Origin of the sequence: Pedobacter foliorum, from assembly GCF_013266735.1 — a bacterium.
GTDB classification, from domain to species: domain Bacteria; phylum Bacteroidota; class Bacteroidia; order Sphingobacteriales; family Sphingobacteriaceae; genus Pedobacter; species Pedobacter foliorum.
Genome location: NZ_JABSNU010000001.1, coordinates 543,011 through 565,770, shown reverse-complemented (window position 1 = coordinate 565,770; position 22,760 = coordinate 543,011). Strand labels below are relative to the sequence as shown.

19 protein-coding genes are annotated in these 22,760 nt (G+C 38.1%); 9 read left to right on the top strand and 10 right to left on the bottom strand.

Annotated features, from left to right (window positions below; all coding sequences use genetic code 11):
* Positions 1-15: 15 nt before the first annotated feature.
* The 7 genes from HQN83_RS02580 to HQN83_RS02550 all read right to left on the bottom strand — a co-directional run bounded on the left by HQN83_RS02580 (position 16) and on the right by HQN83_RS02550 (position 10,897).
* Positions 16-855 (bottom strand): hypothetical protein, encoded by an 840-nt coding sequence (locus HQN83_RS02580; protein WP_173088293.1) that lies wholly within the window; start codon positions 853-855, stop codon positions 16-18.
* A gap of 20 nt (positions 856-875) precedes the next feature.
* A complete protein-coding gene (locus HQN83_RS02575) occupies positions 876-3,596 on the bottom strand; it encodes an alpha/beta hydrolase family protein (protein WP_173088291.1) in 2,721 nt (906 codons plus the stop codon).
* Position 3,597: 1 nt separating this feature from the next.
* Positions 3,598-5,067, bottom strand: coding sequence for a RagB/SusD family nutrient uptake outer membrane protein (locus tag HQN83_RS02570; protein WP_173088289.1), 1,470 nt, complete (start codon positions 5,065-5,067; stop codon positions 3,598-3,600).
* Between the two features lie 29 nt (positions 5,068-5,096).
* A complete protein-coding gene (locus HQN83_RS02565) occupies positions 5,097-8,408 on the bottom strand; it encodes a SusC/RagA family TonB-linked outer membrane protein (protein ID WP_173088287.1) in 3,312 nt (1,103 codons plus the stop codon).
* A 331-nt stretch (positions 8,409-8,739) separates the two neighbouring features.
* Positions 8,740-9,867 carry a FecR family protein gene (locus HQN83_RS02560; protein ID WP_173088285.1) on the bottom strand — a complete coding sequence of 376 codons (1,128 nt, stop codon included), beginning with the start codon at positions 9,865-9,867 and terminating at the stop codon, positions 8,740-8,742.
* Between the two features lie 103 nt (positions 9,868-9,970).
* Complete coding sequence (locus HQN83_RS02555; protein WP_173088283.1) at positions 9,971-10,552, bottom strand: sigma-70 family RNA polymerase sigma factor; 582 nt, start codon at positions 10,550-10,552, stop codon at positions 9,971-9,973.
* Positions 10,553-10,663: 111 nt separating this feature from the next.
* On the bottom strand, positions 10,664-10,897 hold the full coding sequence (locus HQN83_RS02550) for a DNA-directed RNA polymerase subunit alpha C-terminal domain-containing protein (protein ID WP_173088281.1): 234 nt from the start codon (positions 10,895-10,897) through the stop codon (positions 10,664-10,666).
* A gap of 437 nt (positions 10,898-11,334) precedes the next feature.
* On the opposite strand from HQN83_RS02550, the gene HQN83_RS02545 reads away from it, so the two are divergent.
* Positions 11,335-11,559, top strand: coding sequence for a hypothetical protein (locus HQN83_RS02545; RefSeq protein ID WP_173088279.1), 225 nt, complete (start codon positions 11,335-11,337; stop codon positions 11,557-11,559).
* 235 nt (positions 11,560-11,794) lie between these two features.
* On the opposite strand, the gene HQN83_RS02540 is transcribed toward HQN83_RS02545, so the two are convergent.
* Positions 11,795-12,283, bottom strand: a complete 489-nt coding sequence (locus tag HQN83_RS02540) for a hypothetical protein (protein WP_173088277.1) — start codon at positions 12,281-12,283, stop codon at positions 11,795-11,797.
* 135 nt (positions 12,284-12,418) lie between these two features.
* On the opposite strand from HQN83_RS02540, the gene HQN83_RS02535 reads away from it, so the two are divergent.
* Positions 12,419-12,964, top strand: a complete 546-nt coding sequence (locus HQN83_RS02535) for a hypothetical protein (RefSeq protein ID WP_173088275.1) — start codon at positions 12,419-12,421, stop codon at positions 12,962-12,964.
* Between the two features lie 12 nt (positions 12,965-12,976).
* Here the strand turns inward: HQN83_RS02535 and HQN83_RS02530 are convergent, their stop codons facing one another.
* Complete coding sequence (locus tag HQN83_RS02530) at positions 12,977-13,354, bottom strand: hypothetical protein (RefSeq protein ID WP_173088273.1); 378 nt, start codon at positions 13,352-13,354, stop codon at positions 12,977-12,979.
* 166 nt (positions 13,355-13,520) lie between these two features.
* Between HQN83_RS02530 and HQN83_RS02525 the strand changes: the two genes are divergently transcribed.
* The 3 genes from HQN83_RS02525 to HQN83_RS02515 all read left to right on the top strand — a co-directional run bounded on the left by HQN83_RS02525 (position 13,521) and on the right by HQN83_RS02515 (position 17,524).
* Positions 13,521-14,030 carry a hypothetical protein gene (locus HQN83_RS02525; protein ID WP_173088271.1) on the top strand — a complete coding sequence of 170 codons (510 nt, stop codon included), beginning with the start codon at positions 13,521-13,523 and terminating at the stop codon, positions 14,028-14,030.
* Between the two features lie 158 nt (positions 14,031-14,188).
* Positions 14,189-14,959, top strand: a complete 771-nt coding sequence (locus HQN83_RS02520; RefSeq protein ID WP_173088269.1) for a hypothetical protein — start codon at positions 14,189-14,191, stop codon at positions 14,957-14,959.
* Between the two features lie 333 nt (positions 14,960-15,292).
* A complete protein-coding gene (locus tag HQN83_RS02515; RefSeq protein WP_173088267.1) occupies positions 15,293-17,524 on the top strand; it encodes a TlpA family protein disulfide reductase in 2,232 nt (743 codons plus the stop codon).
* 67 nt (positions 17,525-17,591) lie between these two features.
* On the opposite strand, the gene HQN83_RS02510 is transcribed toward HQN83_RS02515, so the two are convergent.
* Positions 17,592-20,153, bottom strand: a complete 2,562-nt coding sequence (locus HQN83_RS02510; RefSeq protein WP_173088265.1) for a UvrD-helicase domain-containing protein — start codon at positions 20,151-20,153, stop codon at positions 17,592-17,594.
* 198 nt (positions 20,154-20,351) lie between these two features.
* Here HQN83_RS02510 and HQN83_RS02505 point away from each other — a divergent pair, with 198 nt between their 5' ends.
* The 4 genes from HQN83_RS02505 (at position 20,352) to HQN83_RS02490 (ending at position 22,759) form a co-directional block, all read left to right on the top strand.
* On the top strand, positions 20,352-21,281 hold the full coding sequence (locus HQN83_RS02505; RefSeq protein ID WP_173088263.1) for a toprim domain-containing protein: 930 nt from the start codon (positions 20,352-20,354) through the stop codon (positions 21,279-21,281).
* 92 nt (positions 21,282-21,373) lie between these two features.
* On the top strand, positions 21,374-21,874 hold the full coding sequence (locus HQN83_RS02500) for a sce7726 family protein (RefSeq protein ID WP_173088261.1): 501 nt from the start codon (positions 21,374-21,376) through the stop codon (positions 21,872-21,874).
* Entirely contained in the window at positions 21,850-22,257 is a 408-nt protein-coding gene (locus HQN83_RS02495) for a hypothetical protein (RefSeq protein WP_173088259.1), read from the top strand. Before HQN83_RS02500 ends, HQN83_RS02495 begins: the two co-directional genes overlap by 25 nt.
* Before the next feature lie 154 nt (positions 22,258-22,411).
* Positions 22,412-22,759, top strand: a complete 348-nt coding sequence (locus tag HQN83_RS02490) for a hypothetical protein (protein ID WP_173088257.1) — start codon at positions 22,412-22,414, stop codon at positions 22,757-22,759.
* Position 22,760 lies beyond the last annotated feature (1 nt).

Genomic DNA, 22,760 nt, shown 5'->3' with positions numbered 1-22,760 from the left:
TATAAAATTTATATGTTAGTTTTTAGCAGTTTCAACCCAGGTCTTAATGTTATTTTTCATTTTTCCCAACGTTTCAACAATCTCTTTATCATTATTTGAAAGTTTAACGGCCTTTTCTTCCCACTCTATAGCCTGTTTTATATTTCCTGTTTTATATAAAAGGTTTGCATAAGTATCAAAAGCTCGCCAATCATTCTGGTACCATTCTTCCATTGCATATTTCATAACAACGTCACATGCGAATGTTAGTATTTTAGAATCATTAATGTGTTCAAAAACCCCGTACCACGACATATCATTAATATTAACTTCAGGCCGCTCCAGGGCCATTTCAAAATAAAGGACATAATATTTACCAAAATTACTCCAGTCTTGATTGTTTATATAGTAAAGCATCATTCTACCAAAAACTACCTCTTTTCCTAAAGAACCAAATTTATTATTGAGTTCGTTTTCTATAACTAACCAATTTGGCGGGGTAGATTTATCGCTTGCCATTTTTGGTATAAATTGTTTAGCAATAGCATATTTAATTGCATACTCAGCTTTATTCTTCCCTAAAACGGAATTAATTAAAACACGATTTTTAAGAAAATACTTAAACCCTTTGCTATCTGTATCTCCTAAATTCTCACTTATAAATAGTAAATTCTCCTTTGACAATAGATTATCTTTCCTTAATTTAAAAAGGTAATTATTAATATAATTTTTAGCAATGGAATCTGCTAATCTTATATTCTTCTCTTTCTTTGCCTCCTTCACTAATGCTGGCACCTTTGTGAAATCTTTTATTTTTTGGGCAAAGCATACATTTGTAAGGCTTATAAAAGCCAAATTCAATACTAGTTTTTTCATATGTTAGTTCTTTACTTCTTCTATTTTAATATTATTGTAATTGGTTCCCGTTTCATCAAAGTTTCGACCTTTTTCTGTTCCACATCGGTTAATAAGCCGCGACCGGGTATTCGCCCAATTTCTTTAAGTTTAAATCCATTATCTATCCCACTATTAGCAGCTGAGATCCCTGTTAACATCCATTCAGGAGCAGGCTCATCTTTTAAATAAAAATTGAAAAATTGCATCATTCGAATAGTAAAATCAGACGATTCATTGCCTTCAAGAGAATGATTGCCTTCTGGGTACACAAGCATCCAAGCTACTTTTCCCATCCGCCTAAGCCCTGTAAAGAATTCAATATTATTTGCAAAATGAGAAATTCCATCTTTTTTCCCTTGCATGAGTAATAATGGAGTTGTTACTTTATCAACCTGAAAAATTGACGAACTTTTAATATAAGCATCAGGTTTATCCCATAAACTTGCGCCAATTCTACATTGTTCACCTTGTCCTTCATAAAAGAACTGTAAACTACGTCCGTTTAATAAACTTCCGTAACTGCTTACCCAATCGGACCACCCAGAACTACTTTGAGCCGCTGCGAATATATTGGAATGAGTAACAAGGTAGTTAGTTTGTATCCCGCCAAAACTATGTCCTTGAAGGCCCATTTTTCTTGGGTTTACAAAAGGTAATGTTGATATATAATTCGCTGCAGAAATAACCGCGTCATAGGTGCCTTGCATTGGCTCACTAATCTTATAATATATATCCGGACAGAATACCAAATAACCATTACTTACATAAGTCGGTATATCCAAAGCACCATATGACAAATCTGGTTTCAAATAGGCATTTAATCCATCAGATTTACGTTCATAGTAATTAAAGATAATTGGGTACTTTTTAATAGGATCGAAATTCTCTGGTTTATATAAAATTCCTTTTAAAGTTCTCCCATCTAGTGAGTTCCATTGATGAAGTTCAGTTGTGAACCAGTTGTATTTTTTTTCAGGTTGAACATTTGTTATCCTATTAAACTTTTTAAAATCGGTTGTAACAAAATAATTTGGTGAATTAGATGTATTTGCTCGTCGTACTAAATACAGCTCTTTATCTCTAGCTTTTTGAGGATATTCTCCTTTATCATTGACATATAGATAGTCAAACAGTTTGAACACATAGGGACCCATAAATAACATAGTAGGATCAGCCTTAGATTCCATTACTACTCTAAAAAAACCATTGTCTTTGTTTTCAACATTAAATGCAAATAAGATTAATTTCTCATTCTTAGATATTCCTTTCATTTTGTAACCATCTAATGCCAAATCAAATACAATATTGTGCTTCAATCCGAAACCATTTGTTATATTGATAGGTTTAAGTTTAGTTAATGGATCTATTTTCCAGATATCATGCTGATCATATATTAATAATGATTCATCATCTTTTAACCAGCAAGCAATTCCTCTCTGCCTAACCTCACCTCGGTCAGACAAACACAATTCCGTCCACGCAACAGGTAGATCTTTTGTAATATTCCGAATAATGTTAGTCGCTATTTCGTAACTGAAATAACTTAATTGTTCATTGTCAAACCAAACGAGGTATTTTCCAGAAGACGAAATTGCCACTCTTCTTTTGTTATTCAAGAAGTCCAACTGAAATTTTTTTCCGTTTACAGTTGATATAAGACTAGATTTAATTTTGTGCCCAATACTCCAAGGCTCTAGTAATCGATCTTCAGTAGGAATAAGTGCTACTGAATCCTGGGCCTCTTTAAAATCAGCAAATTGAGGACGAACCTTTCCTGTATAATTAATCTTATGCGTAATTAAATCCAAAATCACATATCGGAATTCACCATTCAACTCGTCTTCTTGTTGCTCGGTTTGTAATTTCACATCGTTGTAACTCCATACTTCAACAACCGCATTGGAAGATTTTTGATTCTTTTTACAATTCAACTCGAAATATAGTCGCTTCCCATCCTTACTAAATCCTTTTAGGGCATATAACTTTGACTCATTTAGTTGTATATCAAAAGAGCCAACATCCATAAGCTTTTCACTAGATAAATCACCTAATCTATAATGCCAAATCTCATTATTGGAAGTAAATACCAATTGCTTATGTAAAGCGTCAATCATTAAGTTTTCAATATTTGTTCCCTCCCAAACTTTATTGCTTTTTCCAGATCTAATATCTATCCAATTTAGAATTTGTAATTCAGTATGAGCTGTTGCTTTTTTCTTAACAACGAGAACTTTTCCATCTTCACTAAGCCAATAATTTATTATTCCTTTGTGTTTAATCTCCTTACCTGTATTTAGATTTATTGATACTAGTAAATGATCAGTATCAGTAGGCATATAGTATAGCATTTCGTCTTTTATTTTAAAAGACTGAATACTAGTGATATACCTTACCAAATCAGTCCCCAATTTTAGAACAACTAGGCTATCTTTTCCTTTTATAAAAACTCCATACTTGCTATTAGAAGAAATTCTAAAATCTTTCGGAGCTAAAAGATCTACTTTCCACTTAAAGTCTATTGATCGAATTATTGATGTGTAACTGTTTATTGGCTTATTTTTGATAGTATACAATATATACCTTCCATCATTACTTATTTGAGCTCCTCCATCAATTGAAGTCCAAGTATGATAAGCAGTCGAATCCAATACTGGCTTTTGGGCAAATGCATGATTGACAGAGTAAAATAATACCCATATAAATAAAAATCCGCTTTTCATATCAATAACCAGGAGTAGGCATTAAATTTGGATTTTTTTTCAATTCATCAATTGAAATAGGATAATATTGCTGGTAGCTTTTCCAACCTGAAGTATTTCCTTTTTTTGGCGTCATAATGGCCATTACTTCATCTATTTTTCCTGTCCGTTTCAAATCAAACCAACGGTGCCCCCATTCTGTGAATAACTCCAGTTGCCTTTCCTTTGAAATAAGTTCCAATAACTCAGATTTAGTTATGTTGGGAAACTTCGATTTGGTTGCAGCCAATCCAGCTCGTTCACGAATTTTATCTACATCTAAAACTGCTCCTTCTAAGTTGTTATTTTGAGTTCTGGCTTCTGCACGAATTAAGAATTGCTCTGCTAGTCGCATTACCATACTGTATTCAGTAATGGGTATAAATGAAGTATTTGTATTAGCTTTCGGCGGAACTTTATATTTGTAGGGATAGTAGTAAATAATTCCATCTACAACTACACTATTAATCCACATATTTTTTCGCTGATCTTCATCATCGAAATTATTGACGAGTCCTTCATATAAATAAACAGGATTTTGCTGCATCCCTGGACCAGATACGGGGAGTAAAAAGGTCCTTGCGTCGAAGGTGTTTACGCCTTCATTAACTGACTGCAATTGCCATATTGATTCAGCATTATTTTTTAAAAATACTTTATCTAAGGATTCAAGATGAAATTGCGCTGTATTTTCGATAATTTTACTCGCTTGGCTTTCAGCTCCTCCCCAATTACCGGTATATAAATATGTTCTTGCGAGCAATGAAATAGCAGCCCATTTTGTTGGTCTTAATCTTTCTTCTGAGCCAATTGGATAAGGTGTTATACAATCAATTTTCAAATATCTATCGCTTAGTAAATTCTGAGCATCTGTCAAATCGGCTATGATTTGCTCATAGACTTTTGATTTTGAGGACTTCTTTATTGAAGCGTTTATAGTATAATCAGTGTTTATTACTAAAGGCACATCACCATATAGATTAACAAGATAGAAATAATAAAAAGCACGCATAAATTTAGCTTCCCCTAGTAATTGTTGTTTTACTTCAGGTGTTAAACTATTGGAAATACTGATGCCCTCTAATGCTGAATTTACAATATACAATTCACTATAAATCGCAGACCAGTACGTAAAGTCTTTTGAACTCGTAAGAGAATTTTGATAAAGCGAGAACATTTGGGTGTTATTCGCTAACCTAAATAATGTCAACTCATCGGCGGAGAGACCGGCTATACATGACAAAGTAGGAAGTTCATTGGTTCCATTTAAATCGTTTAGACTTGCCATTTTTGCATATAAATTGGTTATTGCTCCTATTGCAGTTGCATCTGTACTGAATACATCTTTAGAACTAACATTTGTTATTGGCCCATCAATTTCAACCAACTTCTTACAACCGCTATTAAATATGGCTAATAGCCCTATTATCATTATCTGAAATAAATTTTTCATTTTCTATTTAATTTATGATTTAGAGAACTCTACAGGCCTACTTTTATTCCCATCGTGATTACCCGTAGTGGGGGCAAAACACTAGAACTTTTAGTTTCAGGATCAAGCCCCTTAAACGGTGTTGTGGTCCATAAATTCTGCCCATGAACGAAAATATTACAACTTTTTAAATGCCCTTTCCTCAACCATTCTGATGGAACACTCCAGGCTAGAGAAACATTTTTCAAACGTATATACGAAGCATCACCCCAACTTGCATCACTATAATATGCTGCGTTGGTATACGATTGATATAAACTATACCCTGTTGTAAATCGCTGAATATTAGCAATATCTCCCGGTTTTTTCCAACGATTTAGGACGCCAACCGGCTGATTTCCTAGTCCATACCCCCATTGTCCTGGCATATATCCCGACGCTCCAAATTCGATATCATTTTGTGCCTTTTGTTTTGTAAATTGAAATAACACGTCCAGTTGAAATCCTTTATAATTTAAGGTATTCGTAATACCTCCATATAATTTTGGAGAAGGATCAATAATAACAGCCCTATCCTCTTGATCATTAGGCGACATTGTAGGATTTCCATTCTTATCCGCAAACTGATATATACCAGTTGCGGGATCCACTCCTAAAAAATGATAAGTCTTTACTACATTTAAAGGTTCACCAATAATAAGTCGGTATTTATCAGTCGACTTGTCTAAATCTCGATAAGATAGAAGCTTATTTCGCGGGATAGTAAAGTTAGCGCTTGACGACCAAGAAAATTTAGTACCTCGAATAATATTAGCGGTGATCATCGATTCCCAACCCGAATTCTGTATAGTGCAATCTAAATTTTTAGTTATTACGTCGAAGCCAGTCACATTAGGCAATGAATAGGATGCTAACTGATTGCTAGAACGATTTCTATAATAGTTGACATTTATTAATATCTGATCACTTAATATCCCTAAATCTAGACCAATTTGGAGTTTTCTAGTCTCTTCCCACTGCAAATAAGGATTGGTTAAACCTATAGGCTGATAAACTACTCCACCTTGGTAAGGAACACTCTGACTAACTGGAGTATATAAGCTTAGAAATTGATAATCTCCTATTTGATCATTCCCAGTAGTACCGTAACTTCCTCTAAGTTTGCCAAAGGTAAGTATGGGAAAATTCTCTGTGACGAAATGTTCTTTTGAAAATACCCAAGCTGCTCCAAATGCTCCAAAATTATGAAACTGGTTTTCAGCTCCAAATCTAGAACTTCCATCTCTCCTAGCTGTTAAATTAATAAGATATTTATCTTGCCAGTTGTAAGCTATCCGACCAAATAGTGCATTATACTTATATTTGGTATTAATCGATGAAAAAACTTCCTTAGTAAGTGCAGACATTAAATCATCCATAACTAAATCACTACTAAAACCATTGGCCAATATGCCCAATTGACTACTATTGGTTTGCGTAATTGTTGTTCCAAGTAAGACGTCCAATTTCCCTTTACTTATAGCTTTACTAAAAGTTAACTGAGGCTCTATTGAATATGAATTTATTTTAGAGTCTAGAACTCTCGATCCTCTTCTAAAATATGGCAGATTTTCGGGATAAACACCTCTAATATTATTCTTAGAAATAGAATTAATTATTAAACTACTGTATCCTAGGCTATTTTGGATATTTAATCCAGGTAAAACCTCATAACTCAACAACATATTACTTAGTAAATTGGTTGTTTTGTCTGTATATTCATTAGCAAATAAACTTGCTGGATTTAAGAAAAAAGTTGATCCTCCCTGACTGTTTGCAGCCCAATTAATTTCTCCGTTTTCAAGGTAGAGATCTGGAGCTAAGGGAGCAACTCCAAGGAGTGCGGGGACTAAAACATCTCTAGGCAATTTACTTACGTCATTAACATAATTACCTTTCATTTGAATTTTAAATTTTTGATTTGCTGAGATAGAGTTAAGACCAAATCCAACTGAACCCTTTCGGTCTTTGTAATTACCTTTAAATACATTCGTTTCATTATGGTATCCTCCAGTTACTAGAAATGAAGTTCTTCCCTCTCCACCAGAGACTGAACCAGTTATATCGTTATACCCGAAATTCCTTCCAATCAGTTCCTTCTGCCAATCTATGTTTCTCGAATTATCCCAATTCCCATTTAAATCATTATCACCAAAATTACTCGTCGAAGGCCTAGCAATTCCATCATTACGCAAGGCCTCTTTTCTCATTTCCAAATATTGCTCAGTATTCAAGAGATCTACCTGATTTGGTACTTTGCCCCAACCTGACTGAATATTTAAGTCAACTTTCATATCACCTACTTTACCTTTTTTTGTAGTAATCAGAATAGCGCCATTTGCCGCACGTGAGCCATAAATTGCTGTTGCATCAGCGTCTTTTAACACATCGATACTTTCTATATCCGAAGGATTTATAAAACTTAGCGGATTTCCGAAAACATTCCCGGAACCAGAATTCCCTAGATTAGCGTTACCATTAGGTAAAAGTTGAGATATATATGGTACTCCGTCAATTACATAAAAGGGTTCGCTCCCTTTATTTATACTATTCTGCCCTTGTATCCTCACTTTCACTCCAGTTCCAGCAAAACCACTTGCCTGTTCAATAAACAATCCCGGAACCCTTCCCTGCAAAGCCAACAGTGGATTATTCACCGGTTGCTTCTCAATCACATCCGCCTTAATTGTCGTCACATTACCTGTACTCAGCCTCTGTGTCGTCGTTCCATAGGCGATAACCTGTACTTCATCAAGCTTTGAGTTACTCAATTCCAGTACTACATCTCCAAGTTCCTTAGCAGCTTTTACTTCTTTATTCACATAACCAATAAAAGAAATCACCAACACAGCGTCCTCATCCACACCTTTCAAATAGAAACTTCCATTTGCTCCAGTACTCACCGCTTTGCCTCCTTTCCCCTTAACAGACACAGAAGCCCCAGGAAGATCACGCCCATCAGCATCCACCACTCGACCAGAGACATTGATGTCTTGGAATACGCCGACCACCTTTTCCAGAAAGGAGGGCTCTTTCACCTTTATAATAATATTCTTTTCATCCAGTTCAAACGTCAATGGTTTATCCTTCAGTAGAACTTCCATTACGCCATTAATGTCCTCATTTTCAAAATCCGCGTTTAATCTTACAGTTCCATCAACAGCATGGTTGGAATACACCACTTTGAATCCTGTCTGTTTTTTGATCTCCTGGAATATCTGATTCAGTGTCGCACCCTGCTTTACATAAGTCAGCTTCTGAGCATTACTTGAAGCGCTCACCTGCAACAGAAAGGTTGTCATCATAATTATGATCAGTCTCATAATTAGTAAAAGTTTAGGCGGCAGCCACGGACGCGGCATGCCTTGATTAAAAGCCTTTAATTTCATACTTTTGATTTGGTTTGGGTTAATACGTTAAACTATACTCGAAACATCGTTTTTATGGGTTGACCCTGACTTATGCTATGGAGGTGCTTCAACACCTTCATGGCTCTTTTCACAGGAACCCTATGCTCATTAACTCGCCTTCCCTTTAATTCTTTTCATCTTTTTTTAGTTTACGACCCGCCAGGTTACCCTTTAAAGCCAATGGTTAGTTGATAATATTAGTTGCAGGGTTGGTTACACCCCAATGATGATTTCATTTTAAAAATTATTCAATCTTGATTGTTTTCCCTTCAATGCTGAAACGCACCTTACTTGCTTTCTGTAATACCCTCAGCACCCCAGAGACCTTATCGCTCCTAGAAACCGATCCGGTAAATGTATTTGACAAAACCTTTTGATTCACGACCACAAACTCCACATCATACCACCTGGACACTTTCCTTAAAATATCTCCTAGTGGTTCATCCGTAAAAACAAACTCCCCGTTCTTCCAGTCCACAAAATTTTCCGCATCCACCTTCAACACACTGATCTTTCCTTCAGACAATACTGACTGTTCGCCTGGTTTTAAAACCGTTTTTCCGTTCACGCTTACCGAACCTTCCAGTAATGTAGTTTCTGTAGCAGCTTCATCGGTATAACTGTTCACATTGAAATGCGTACCCAAAACTTCAACCTCTTGTCCATTACTTTCCACTATGAATGGATGTGCTTTATCTTTAGCCACCTCAAAGTAAGCCTCACCACTTAGTTTGACCCTCCGCTGCCGACGCTCATTTAAGGCAGTAGAATAGGTCAAACTTGAAGCGGCATTTAACCATACCAAAGATCCATCCGGCAAACGCACCTGATAAGTTTCTCCTTTGGAGGTTGATAAGACATTTATGTGGTTTGATTCGGTGTTTGTGCTTTTGATCTCATAAACCAATTGTCCATTTGCAGATTTGCTGATCACGACACCGGATTCTTTTGCAAGCTCTCCATTTGCTGCATCAGCTAACCTGATGTTTTTACCGTTAGCCAGTGTAAGGGTTGCGCCTTGCTTACCTGGTGCAACATCATTGGCATATTTAGTGACCTCATGCTGATTTGCAATTCTTGGTGCGATATAGAAATAAATACCAATAGTAATTAAAGCTACTGCGGCTGCAACAACACTGATCCTTCTCCAAAGCTTGATGGTCTTTGATGGTTCATTCTGTTGGATAGTAGTATGGATATGCTGCTGGATTTCAGCCCAGGTTTGATTTGAGGGTAATTGGCTTCCTATACCATTACGATCTGCACGGTGTTCCAATGCCTGGTAGTAAGTTTCGATGAATTTAATTTCATCCGGACTTGCTTTACCTTGCTGGTATCTTATAATGATCTGATTTAATAATTCCTTTTCCATTTTAATTATAAACAGGGCTTATAAAAGAACAGGATACATAACTCGGGATTTTGCCCAGTCATGTTAAAAAATATTTTTTTATTGTTAAATGATGGAGCTTTCTTTAGTGCTTTTCGGATAGGTAAATGATGATCTGAATGAGCATTAAAGAGGTTTTTAGCTTATTCACAGCCTTTCCAAGGTGGTTTCGTACGGTCTTTGGGGATAGCTCAAGTATTTCTGCAATTTCCTCCGGACTTCTGTTTTCAGTATAACGCATTTTATAAATGATGCGTTGCTGATCAGGTAAATCGTTGACTAGTGTTTCGTAGGTTGCTAGCAGTTCTTTATACATCAGCTCCTGATCTGGTCGTTCTTTATTGGCAATCAGGTCCTGAAGTAAATCAGATATCGGGACAAACTTATCTTGTCGCTGTATCGTACGTAACACTTTGTTTCGGATGGAAATGAATAAATAACCAGGTAGGTTTTCTATCTCTGTTTGGGTTGCTTTTAACCAAAGTCCGGTAAATACGTCCTGTGTAACGTCCTTCGCCAGTTCAGGATCATGTAGACGTTTATTGGCTTCCAGGTATACGTCATTTTTATACAGTTCGTACAATGCATCAAATGCAGTCCTGCTTCCTGAACGCAGTTCTGCGAGGAATGTACTATCAATGGCAGTATGTTTTCTTCCGGTTAGCAAAGCTGTTGATTGAGATCGTTAGTGATGATATATACCTTGTGACTAATTTACGATTTTTTAACTTTTATATTCGTATCTATTTTGTTATGAAGCACTTGAATAGCAAATCTCTCAATAGCTATCTATGAGTGACCCCATTCCATTGCCTTCTAAAAAATTGACATATTCATGAACGAGCTGGATATTAAATCCTGGCCATCGTTCTACTTCTGCCGTGCTGTACTTCAGTAATTGTTGCATGGTTTTAATCCCGGCGCCATTTGCCGCTCTTTTTAATTCCGTACTTAGTTTAAGTTGCTGTATATGGCAGTTCAGCACATTGGTTTCTCCCTGACTATTCATCATGAAATGATTAATCTTGGTCTGCTGACCCGATACAGCCCGGTGATGAAAACAAAATAGCGCGGGACACAACCATAATCCGTCTTAGAGGCACGGCGAAGCGCCCACAGTACAGAAAACAGCCGCGCCCGCGCTATTGCGCAGGCGAGCAGCATGATTTTCCCTTGTACTGTTTGAAAGTTTCGCCGTTTTCTAAGACAAGATCAAATAGCTGTCGCTAAATATTTTTATAACACAAAGCTAGCAACTTTTTTTGACGCAACCTACAAAAGTTATTTAATGTGTGAATGAATTAAATGTCTCTTACAGGATACTGCAATATCATGACTGTTGTTTTTAGTTCCGGTAACTAGCTGGTTTACAGGTCTATTTTGTTGGTTTCGGTGTATGCACGGCACATACACTTTTTTTGAACTCATCTGGTCATTTACTTTGCATCGATGAGGATTACAGATTTATCCGGTCAGGTGCCGGATACACTCACCAAAGCAGAGGCCTATCGTTTATACGGTAGGGATCATGTAGACAGGTGGTGTAAAGAAAACCTGATTCATCCTGTGGTTCAGGCTGGATCAGGGAAAAAGAAATTCATCGACCGGTTAAAGCTTGAGGCAGTTGCCAGAGCGAATAACCGGGTTACTGCTCTGCCGGGTGGCAGAGTTTAAATTGATTTGAGCGCTTGCTCAACGTACATTGTCCTATTGGGGTGAAGCATTTTCCGGCGGACCGGAGAATTACAGTGCAAGGCTTTTCTCGTCTTAACGGTTACGTGTAGCCAATACGGTGAGAAAAGTCTGAACCATAGGCAGTCAGTTTTGGCAGGTAGGTAAATACCAACGTGGGTAACCCCGGTTTAGTTTTTTAAGGGAGGCATTTTTGTCTCCCTTTTTTGTTTTTCGGCTATTGGTTAAAATCTATCTGATTCTTTAAAACAACGTTTTTATTCCGGTTTAAAGAGTCTCTTAGGTCGATCAGTTTAGAGCCAATGAGTGAACGAACAGACTCCGGATTCAGTTTCGCAAAACCAAATAAGTCTAATGGTTTATCTTTTAATTGTTCTTTCGTATGGTGTTTTATGGTTTCATAGGTGTCTATAACCAGTTGAAGTAAAAGATCTGTGTCTGATGCTAAAAGGTCGAAGTTTGAAATTGCGAATTCATAACCTGCAGTTAACTCGTAATACTTTGCAATATCACCGAGATCACCAAATATGGAACAAGTGCCCATGATCTTCAACTTAAAGCTAATCCTGCCATCGGGTGAGTGTAAAGGTTCAATTAGGTCAAACTCCCATTTCATTAAATTTATAAAGGTTTCTGTGATCTGAACCTGATCATCTAATACCTCGTTTAGGATGATAAATTGTGTTTTGTCTTTTTCTGAAAGCATTGCTGAGATTTTTAATTAAACTTAGTCATTAATCAACACATACCTCAGGAATGTGAGCGTAACGAAGCAGATACGATCCGCATGGCAATAGAAATTATAATCTATATTTGATTGTACTTTCTATTGTCTAACCAAATGATGCAACGGTCTTTTACGATATCTTATGAAGGTGATGAATTCATCCGGGATCAGATCAGCAAGAAACAGAATTTCTTTTTTTTCAATAGTTTTATTTTTCTGGGGATTGTGGTAGTGACCGGGTATCTTAAACTTCATGTCATTGACCGTGGAGGGATTCTCTTTGGTTTCTGTTTATTTCTGGTGATGATGACACTTAATCTTCGTCATTATTTTAAGTTCAAAAAACTAAAAGCACAGCTCATCCGAAGTATGCAGATTGTTGATGACAAAATAATACTGACTACTTACCGCCACGATACCTATGAGCCGGTACTTTATGAGTTACCACTAGAAAATAGGGTATTAACAAAGGGCATACTCAGCTCAAAGACAGACGCCAACAAACCTTTGGATATTGATGTATTTGGTATACCTCAGGCTTATACTTTGAGTGCTGAGCAGGATCCAAAAAACAAGTTCTATCTCGCGGGTTCATTTTGGCAGCAGTGGGACCAGATGTATGAACTACTTGAGCAAAGGCACAAAATCCCTGTAGCTTAGATTTTACTTTACTTATTGCAGTGAGGCCGATAGTAAAAAAAGGACAAATGATCCTGCCCATACTGCCCAGCAGATGGTTCTGTTGGTTTGGTTATTCAAGGGATGATTTTTAAATTCCTGGAAGATGACTTCACTCCTGCCTTTGCTCATTAAATACCAGTGAAGGATAATCAGTATGAGGACGTTGATGGTGAATACAAGCAGCTTGGTCAAGGATCCAATTAACCAGAATCCAGGATCAAACAATAGCCATAACGTCAATATAAACCAGAATATACTGAGTTCCACCAATAACACGCTTCTGAAGTCCCCTACCCAGCTTTCCGGCTTATTCCGGTAATGATAGAGGAAGGTAAAGTAATAGAATCTTAGCAGTTTCAGTATAGGCATTTATTGGTCCTTAAATCGTTTTGCAAGTTAATAAGTATTGCTGACATCTCCTGGGATTGAAGTGAGCATACCACATGCCATCGCCCTGATTCGATCAGGTGAACTTTTAAAACCTTGATAAAGTTTTGTAGGAATGATGTATCTTGGATTCCTTATATAATTCTCAATGACTTTAACGCAATCACATCTCAGACGCTATATCCTACTGATTCCAGTAATCATTTTTGCCATTTCATTAACGCAGAATGCTTTGGTATATGAGTATCAGGGAAGGCAGATGCATTCGGCAATCTCTTTATTTCTGGTAGGTGGCATTTCCATCCTTGGCGGTGGTGGTATGGAATGCCTGACCTGGATGGCAAACCCTATTGCAATTATTGCTGGAATAAGGTTTCTGATAGAAACCAATAATGTGATTAAATTAGAGCCTGTTTTACGTACTCCAATACCAAAGCCCGAACCAAGTAGTCATTGGCTTTCTTTAATTGCTGCTGGTATCGCCTGGTCATTTAGTTTCTGGAAAGAGATATTAGCTGCAGAAAGTGGCACTACCGGCAAGATCTACAGCTTTGAACCCGGTTACTGGCTATGGGTATCTAGCTTAACTATTCTTGCTATCGGTATCAATTGCTATCACTTTCGCTTTAACAAGGCGGGCAAGCAAGCAGCGGATTAACCATTCCATCCAAGAACTACTATTTAATGTGTTGAACATTTCGATTCCAGTCCCATCAGAATTGTATTTTTAAAATGATTCTTTATGGAAATGACATGGAGTGATCATCATGATGTTAAAAAAGCATTGATAAATCAGTTTCCTTACAAATCAATACGATGATAAAACTCAAACGTTTACTCTGCTTATTCCTTTTTCTTTTTCCTGCTGGTTTATATGCCTGTTCCTGTGCCAATGAGGGTGTGGTCAATAATTTTCAAACTTCTGAATTTGTAGCAAAAGCTAAAATCATCAAAGTGACACCAGATCCTGAGAATTCGGAGTATCATGATGCGGTAATAGAAATCATCAACTTGTATAAAGGTCAGCGCCTGAGTAAGGTAAAGATCATGAGTTCATTGAATAGTTCCTGCGCCTTTCTACCGGATGAAAATTCAACCTGGATCATATTTGCTCAAGTTTGGCAGGGAACGTTGAGTTTTGGATTCTGCTCGGGCAGCATGAAGGTTGATGAGTATTTTGATCCTGTTCAATATCCAAATGCTGCGAAGAATTGGGGCAATACGATTAAACTAAGAGAAGGGGCAATTGCATTTCTTAACGAGCATAAGATTTTTAACCCCAACCCTTCTTTCATTCGTGTACACAGTACTGAGATCGGTTCATTCAAAGGTTATGAAAATACGAACGCCTTCGCCGTATTTCAGATAGATGTGAATTCCGATTTTACGATTGCTAAGGTCAAACAGCTCAAGAATTTTCAAAACAAAAAGTTGAATAGTCTCGTCTTTAAAAGCATGAAAACGAATCTGACACTTTCTGGTAAACGGGGCAAACCACTAGCAAAGTCCACACAGCTATTCTTATTCTGTTACTATTATGAACAAAATGGATCACAGCAAAGCTTCTTAAGCTTTTTTGACATTTAGGTTTTGAAGCATTCCAATTTCACAAGTCACTCCTATTGGACAGCAGTTGAACATTTCTTGGTCTGTGGCTACATAAATGTAATCTTACAGATTTATGCTAAAGTTAAATAAGGTTAAAATTTTTACAAGTACGATAAATGCTTGTATATTAACGTTGTATTGTAAATCTTATCTTTAAAAGAACAGGTATAAACGCGATGAAACCATTATGAGCAAATGCTCACAAGTAGTGATGAACCGAGCTTGGGAGCTCTTGAACACAAAGGTCAATAGATTTTGGTGAAAAATATTGCTCATGATGCTTCATAACCATTAAAAATCAACTATATTCAGATGAAAATTAACCTCTTAATGCTGTTTCTGCTGATCTGCGCAGCAGCGAATGCACAAAAGCTCAAACTAAAACCAGGACAAAAGTTCAGTTACGATGCCATAAACAGCAGCGAATCGAAGGATAGGCAATATAGCTCCAATACCTACGAATACTGGAAAACCAATTTTGAGGTGATCAGTCATAAGAACGGGATATACACTTTAAAAGCATCTCCTGAAATATTTCTGACCAAGTGGGGCGATGGTATTCATGATTCTACCGTTCCTTTTGAAGAGCAGCCGGCGGTTTTTATGGCGGTTGCAAAGAAAGTGATGACCGGCTGCTCTTACGAATTAAAACTCGATGAAAAAGGGAACATTACCGCAATAAACGGTATACCTGAAATTAGGGCGGCTATTATGGCCAAACTTAAAGCATTAAATACTCCGGAAGGTTATGAAAAACATCAGAAGCTGATAGAAGTAGTGCCTTCTGAGGATTATTTTAAAGAGCGTCTACCCTTCTTCAAACACCCGGTACGCTCTTTTAACCGTGACACCACGATAACCCGGCGCTCGCCTGAAGGCGCCGAGATGGGCACCACACGTACCATCACCAAGTTTAATCTGATCAGCCCGGCAAAAGATAGGTTCGATGGCTTATCTACCCCGCTAATGGCAGAGGCTAAAGCGAAATTGAATTATGCAGATTATTATACGCCTTTCAACAAGGCCACCCGTAAAATTCAGGAACTGGCCGATCAGTTTAACCAGGAGAAAGGAAGTCAGACGATTGAAGCGAAGGTCCTGAAAAAACTGGATTCACTGGACAAGGGCTTTGCAAAAGATGACTACCAGTACATGGGGGCCAAACTTGGTCTTTTAACTTATCTGAATACTGGTGGTTATTGGGATGTGCTGGAGAATGTACCTTATGAGTATCTGCCTAGTGAAAATGACATAGACAATAAGCTTACCCGAGACCTGGAAAGAGGTGACATGAGTAAGGTTAAAAAGGCCATGGAGCTGTCCTTTACCAAATTTAAAGGAAAAGACTATTATCCAATGAACATGGGGAATACTGCCAGTTCAATACATGATCATTTTGGCGGACTGATTTACCGGATTCAAAGTAAAGACTCTCTTCAGGCGGCTTACAAAATCATCCAGCAAATAGAAGCGCTTAATATCCCGATAACGACAGAAATGCTCAAAGGAATGAAAACATATGTACAGGCAAAACTGGCAACTGACCAGAAAGAACTCGCAGAAATTGCCCACATCAACTTCAACTCCCCATTTGACAAAGCAGGCCGTTATAGAATATTGATTTACGATGAATTGGTGAAAAAGCAAATCCCGGATTCTATAAAGCTGGCTTACATCGATTATACCATAGACCTGGATAAGAAAAGAATCGAACAGATCAATTCTGGTGCCATTGAAAATATAGAGCCTTTTTATTTTGAACATTTTATAGTCAGGAATAAAATCGTTTATAAGAAAAATCTTGCAGATGCTTATTACCGGAAAAGTAAACTGGATAAGAAGACTGAGGAATCTTATTTGCAAATGGCAGCGGATTACCTCCCTACCCAGCAGGATATGGTAGACAATGAGTTTGGTTTAAAGAATGAATATAAATTTACTCCCTTCGTTGCCTATACTGATCTTTATTTAGCTTCCGGTGGCAGTACGGGTATGAATGATGAAGCCAAACTGAATAAATATGTTGACATGGTGATCCTTGAACCGGAGCGTTATGCTACGTTGAAAGAGAACTACCTGAAAGCTTACCCCAATGGAGATTTTAAGGCCTTCTTCAACGCGGCTTTGAAAAGTAAACTGCCTGCTATTCCGTCTTTCTCCTTAAATGAGCGATCGGGGAAAACAGTAGCCAATCAAGACCATAAGGACAAATTTGTTTTTGTCGATTTCTGGGGAACCTGGTGCGGCGCTTGTGTAGCAGAAATAGATAGAATTGAAGCCATACACCTGAAGAATCCAAATCCTGAAAAACTGGTGGTCACGACTATCGCTTGTTATGATAAGAAGAAAAATGTCGATGACTTTATGGCTAAAGAAAAGTACAGCTATCAGGTGCTGATGTCAGACGGGAAAGTAGAGAAGGATTTTAAAATCCACGGTTATCCGACCAAACTCTTGTTACTTCCTAATGGAGTATATGTGACGATTTCCTTCTTTTCAAATTACGAGGATATCTTGAACAAATATTTGAAATGGGAGATTTAGTTTAACGATATAAGTTATTAATGGTTTTAAGACAAGAAGTCCGCTTTTTTAAAGATTAATCAGGTTTTTAAACTAGGTTTGGTACAGACCGAAGTACCTGTTTGCAGTGTGGGTAGTTGTTGCAACCCAGAAATTTCCCGTTTGCAGATTCCCTTTCAATCATCATGCCGTCGCATTTGGGACACCTGATGTGTTGCTTTATACTATTGCCAATAGCATAGGTGTCAATGATTTCTTCCAGAAACTTACTTTGGTTTTGGGGATTGTACATCAGGTAAACCTGATGGCGGGCACGGGTGAGTGCTACATAAAACAGCCGTCGTTCTTCAGCATTCTCGAAAGTCTCCCCTTCATGTAACAGGTTATTCAGAATTGGATCATCGGCAACTTCCGAAGGGAATCCATAGATTCCTGCATCCAGATCCAGTAAGATGGCGACATCACAGGTTAGGCCTTTGCAGGCATGCGCGGTATAGTAAGTAATCTTTAGTTCCCTGAATGTTTTTTGGAGTTCAGAAAGATCTTTAGGTTCATTGTGATGGTAACGCCCGATCAGAAATACACTGGCCTTTGAATGGTTCAAGACGACCTTTGAAAGAGCTGCTTTCAATGCATCCCATTTTCGCATATTCAGCTCTGCAATATTTCCACCCGCTTCAACCGGCAACAACTGGAATGCAGGAAATACAGCCTTAAAAGGTGATTTGAGTTCTTTTTGTAATTGACTCGGATTGCTTTGGATGAAGCCACTACTTAAGGCTAAAATATCCCCATTAAAACGATAGGTTTGCAGGACGGTATTTTCTGCGGTCACCCCAAAATGCTTTGAAAATTCAGTGATGATGCTGATGTCACTTCCAGTAAAACGGAAAATCGACTGCCAGTCATCACCAACGGCATAAAGCTTAGCCCCAGGATTGGCTTTTTTAAGCGCCTTGATCAAGCCATATCTTCCCAGGGACATGTCCTGAAACTCATCAACTAAAATGTATTTATAGGTTTTAGGAAATTCACCATTGTGAACAAAAGCAGTCGCATGATTAACCATATCATTGTAATCAATACTCCTGGTGTGGTAAAGCTCCTGCTCATAACTTTGATATAATGCACCAAAGACATCCAGAAATACCGAGAACCTTTGATCGCTGCTTTTTGCTTTTAGTGAGTTTACCGAGGCGTTATTGGATTTCATTAAGCTGAGGAAGGTATAAACCAGGTTCAAGAAGTCCTCATAGTGATCCGTTTTTTTTATTTTAGCCAGCACCTCCTTCCCTGGTCGTTTGTTCATTACAACGCCATGAGCGGCCAGCTGTGTTTTGAGCGAACGCAGTAAGGTATTGTCTCTGTTTTGAAAGGAATAGGTCTTGATGAGTGTACTGCCGTATTTCTGGTGAATAAATGCTTTCCACTGCATGCCATGGTGATACTGCTCCTTGGCGCTCTGAAAAGGTGGACTGCTTTTAAACCAATCCGGCACCTCCCCGTTTTCATCAATTCCATAATGTTCGTGGTAAATCCCATAACCTGGCAGAAAGAAGTCAGGTTGATACGACTGAAAATCCGGATTGCGGTCTTCCCGTTCTAGTGGGTAAAGACTTTCGTATTCAAACTCCACCTGGTGGAGGTAAAGGAAATTGGCGATGAGTACCTCTTCCTTACTTTTACAGTGCGTATCGTTCAGGCTTATATTGCAAAAGGATTTTTCATGTCGGATAAAATCGCTTCCAGTTTTGAAGTCAAATTCATCCCTTTCTGGTCTTGCGAAAAATGCAATGAAATTAATCGCCTTTTGCTGAAAATCAGCATTGGCTAGAAATAAGCGGTCGAATTCTTTTTGTAAAAATACCTTAACCCGGTAGTCCTTTCCATCAAAGGCTATTTTCTTTGGGAACTGACTGCAATAGCGGGTAACCATGTTCCCAAAGCTATTGAAGGTGCGGAAAGTAATCTGCTTGACTTGTTCACTATGGTTCATAAAGGCAGCAGTTCGGTCGAACATTTCCTCCACCGCGCTTTTGGTAAAGGAGATCACCAATAGCTGCTCAGGGAGGGCCAATCCTTTTTCAAGGATATAGGCAATCTTCGCACTAATGGTTGTTGTCTTTCCTGTACCGGCACCGGCAATGACCAGGTTATTGTCTTCATCACATACCACAGCCTTCATCTGATCCATGGAAAGCGGATAGCTGTCCAAGGTGGAGAAGTAAGCCTTATACTTAGTGATTTCGCTGGAAACAAAGCGCTGATTGTAAGTTGCCCGTATCTCATTCATCCTTTCATGGGTAGATACAAAGCGGTAAATCAGCTCGTTTTCACTGGAATCAAGGCCGCAGTTTTTATAATTCTTAGGAATCGCTCGGAGTAAATCAGCCTGTGCGTTTCGTAATCCCTCTGCACCGAAATTCGAGAAATAGAACCTCATGTTTTGCTGTTGATCAATCGCCTTTAATGCAGCTTCGATCTTTGGCAACAGCGTTCGGATGTTCTCCCGTTTTTGAAGTTCGGCTTGATGCTGTTTAAACAGATACCAAAGACCCAGGGTAACAATAAACAGAATGATCTGAATGAATACAGGGAGGTCCTGCTTTGGCTGGTATGAGTTTGAAGATTTTTTACTCTTTGTAGGCATTGCTGAGCGCGTATTCAATAAAATCCAAAGGTAATATTTTAATGGTTCAAATTATTGCAGTCATAAGTTGGCATTGGGACATACAAGACTAGCCTTTGATGTCGAACGCTTCGACCAATAACAATCGTTTAATATACTTCATTAAAGATCTGCAGTTTCCATGCCTAAACCCCCTACTGAAAAACAAAATTATATTTTATGCTATCAAACTCTGAGAAAGCCTGTGAGATTAAACGGCAAGTATCCCTGATGAACTTCCTGGCAAAACTGGGGTTCCATCCTAAGAAAACTCATGGCAATGAAGCCATGTACATCAGCATGATTAGGGAATCTGATACTAAACCCTCATTTAGCGTCAATGAAAAGCTTGGTGCCTGGTATGATCACGGACTGGGAAAAGGCGGCGATATTTTTGATCTCGCGATGTTGTACTGGAAAGGTCTTAAATTCCATGAGGCGGTTGAAAAAGTCCAAGAGGTTTGTAGTCTGCCCCGCGCTGAGCAAAGCTCATCACGTAACATCAACCTACGGCCTCGTTTAAAAGTGGCGGTAAAGCTCCCGAACTACCAGATCCGGGAGATTAAACCATTTGGTTCTACTGAGGTAATCAATGCTTACTTGAGAAGTCGTGGTGTTTTTGATGCAGCATCTACCCAGCTCGCCGAGGTACATTACTATGTTGTGGACGAGAAGAAGCTCCGAAAAGAGTTCTTTGCAGCCGGATGGCAGAACGAACTTGGTGGTTGGGAAGTCCGAAATAAATATTTCAAAGGTTGTCTGGGTAAAAAGGCGATTACTTTCATTCCCGGATATCAACGAGAGCTCGCGGTATTTGAAGGTTATTTCGACTACCTGAGTTGGAAAACGGAAAACCCGGCTTCGTCAAAAAGTATTCTTGTGCTCAATGCTGTCGCATTAATTGAGTTGGGTATTAAAAAAGCAAAATTGTTCTCCGACATCGAACTCTACATGGACCATGACACAGCGGGCTACAAGGCCCTAAATGCCTGGAAAACTGCTTTACCTTATTCGACTGATAAGTCTGGTGTTTATCAAAAATTTAACGATTACAATGACAAATTAGCAGCAGCTTTGAAAGCCAAAAGAATGAAAAACATAAACTGGTAAACTGCAGTTAGCGTGAAAAATTTGTGTTTTAACCGAGGGGGAACTCTTGGCGATTTAGTCTGCTGTTAAAACTTTCTTTGTACCTTTACAGTATGTCATTAGCTCGTGTTAACTCTCAGTCGAACCTAAGTACATTGGCAAAAATGGTGTCCAATGCTGGACTACAGCGGATGATGTTTGCCGATGATTTCAAAAAACAGGCAAAAAATCTTAAGCAATTGCTGGGCAAAAACGGTATCCAGATTGAAAAGAAATCCTATGTTTCTGAGCTAATTGATATTTCACATAATCATTTATTGACGCATTACCGTCACGAGTACCTTTACAAGGTCGCCTTGTTAAATAGCCACGTATTACATAACCATTCGCTATCTGATACAATTTTACTAAACGAGTTCAGGATAGGAAACTCCAAAGCGGACACCATTTTAATTAACGGAGCGAATAAAGTATTTGAAATTAAAACTGAACTGGATAGCCCTGTACGGCTTTCTACTCAAATTGATGATTACTATAAAGGTTTTCAGAAGTTTACATTGTTATTCACCACTCAGAGATCGGCAAATACATGGATTGTATCGATGAATATGTAGGGATCATGGTGTTTTCAAAAGACAATACTATCGAACTGTGTAAGGCTGCTCAAGTTTATAACGACAAACTAGACATTCTAGCAATGATAAAGACCCTGCGCAAGGATGAATATTTACAATTGGTCTCCCAAATTGCCGGAGAAATTCCAAAAGCAACTCCTGTACAGCTTTTCAAAACCTGTGTAAACTTACTTTCTGAATATCCCGTTCTGGAGGTACATGCTGCGTTTTTAAGAATCATAAAACAACGGATCAACCCATGTACGAATGACTTAATACAGCAATCAGAAATACCGGAAGCACTTCGTTTATCCTGCTATTACCATAATCTGGATCAGAATGATTATATTAACTTAGTTGGTAAACTCAGTTACCAAATATAATAACGCTATGTATTTACCGTATCTCAGGGAAAAACAGTATGAACTGCTGGTCTTACGCGAGCTTTGTGCTTTACCATTAGATCTGATACATTAAAATGCGAACTGATTTTGATATACAGTGCCTATTAATGGTTAAGTTTGCTTAATAGTGGGGATGAGCGAAAAAAAATTCAACCCAAAACGATTGTTGTTTTTCCCAATATTCTTTGGGTCGGTATTGATAATTACGTATTACAATGTATATCAATATGGGCGAAGGAACTACTCAAAATATACCAGTATGGTGGTAGCTAGCGCTGATACTTCCCAATCCATGAGGGTAACTTATTATGATAAACTTGGAAAGGGGCTCAACTTAGAAGGTTTTACATTCACGGGTGATTATGGTATCCGAATAGGTGACAGCCTGGTCAAAAAATCAGAATCTGACACGCTCTATTTTTATAGGAAAGATAGCTCGGGACATTACAAAGTGTTTGGACAAAGAACCGACAGTTATTGAC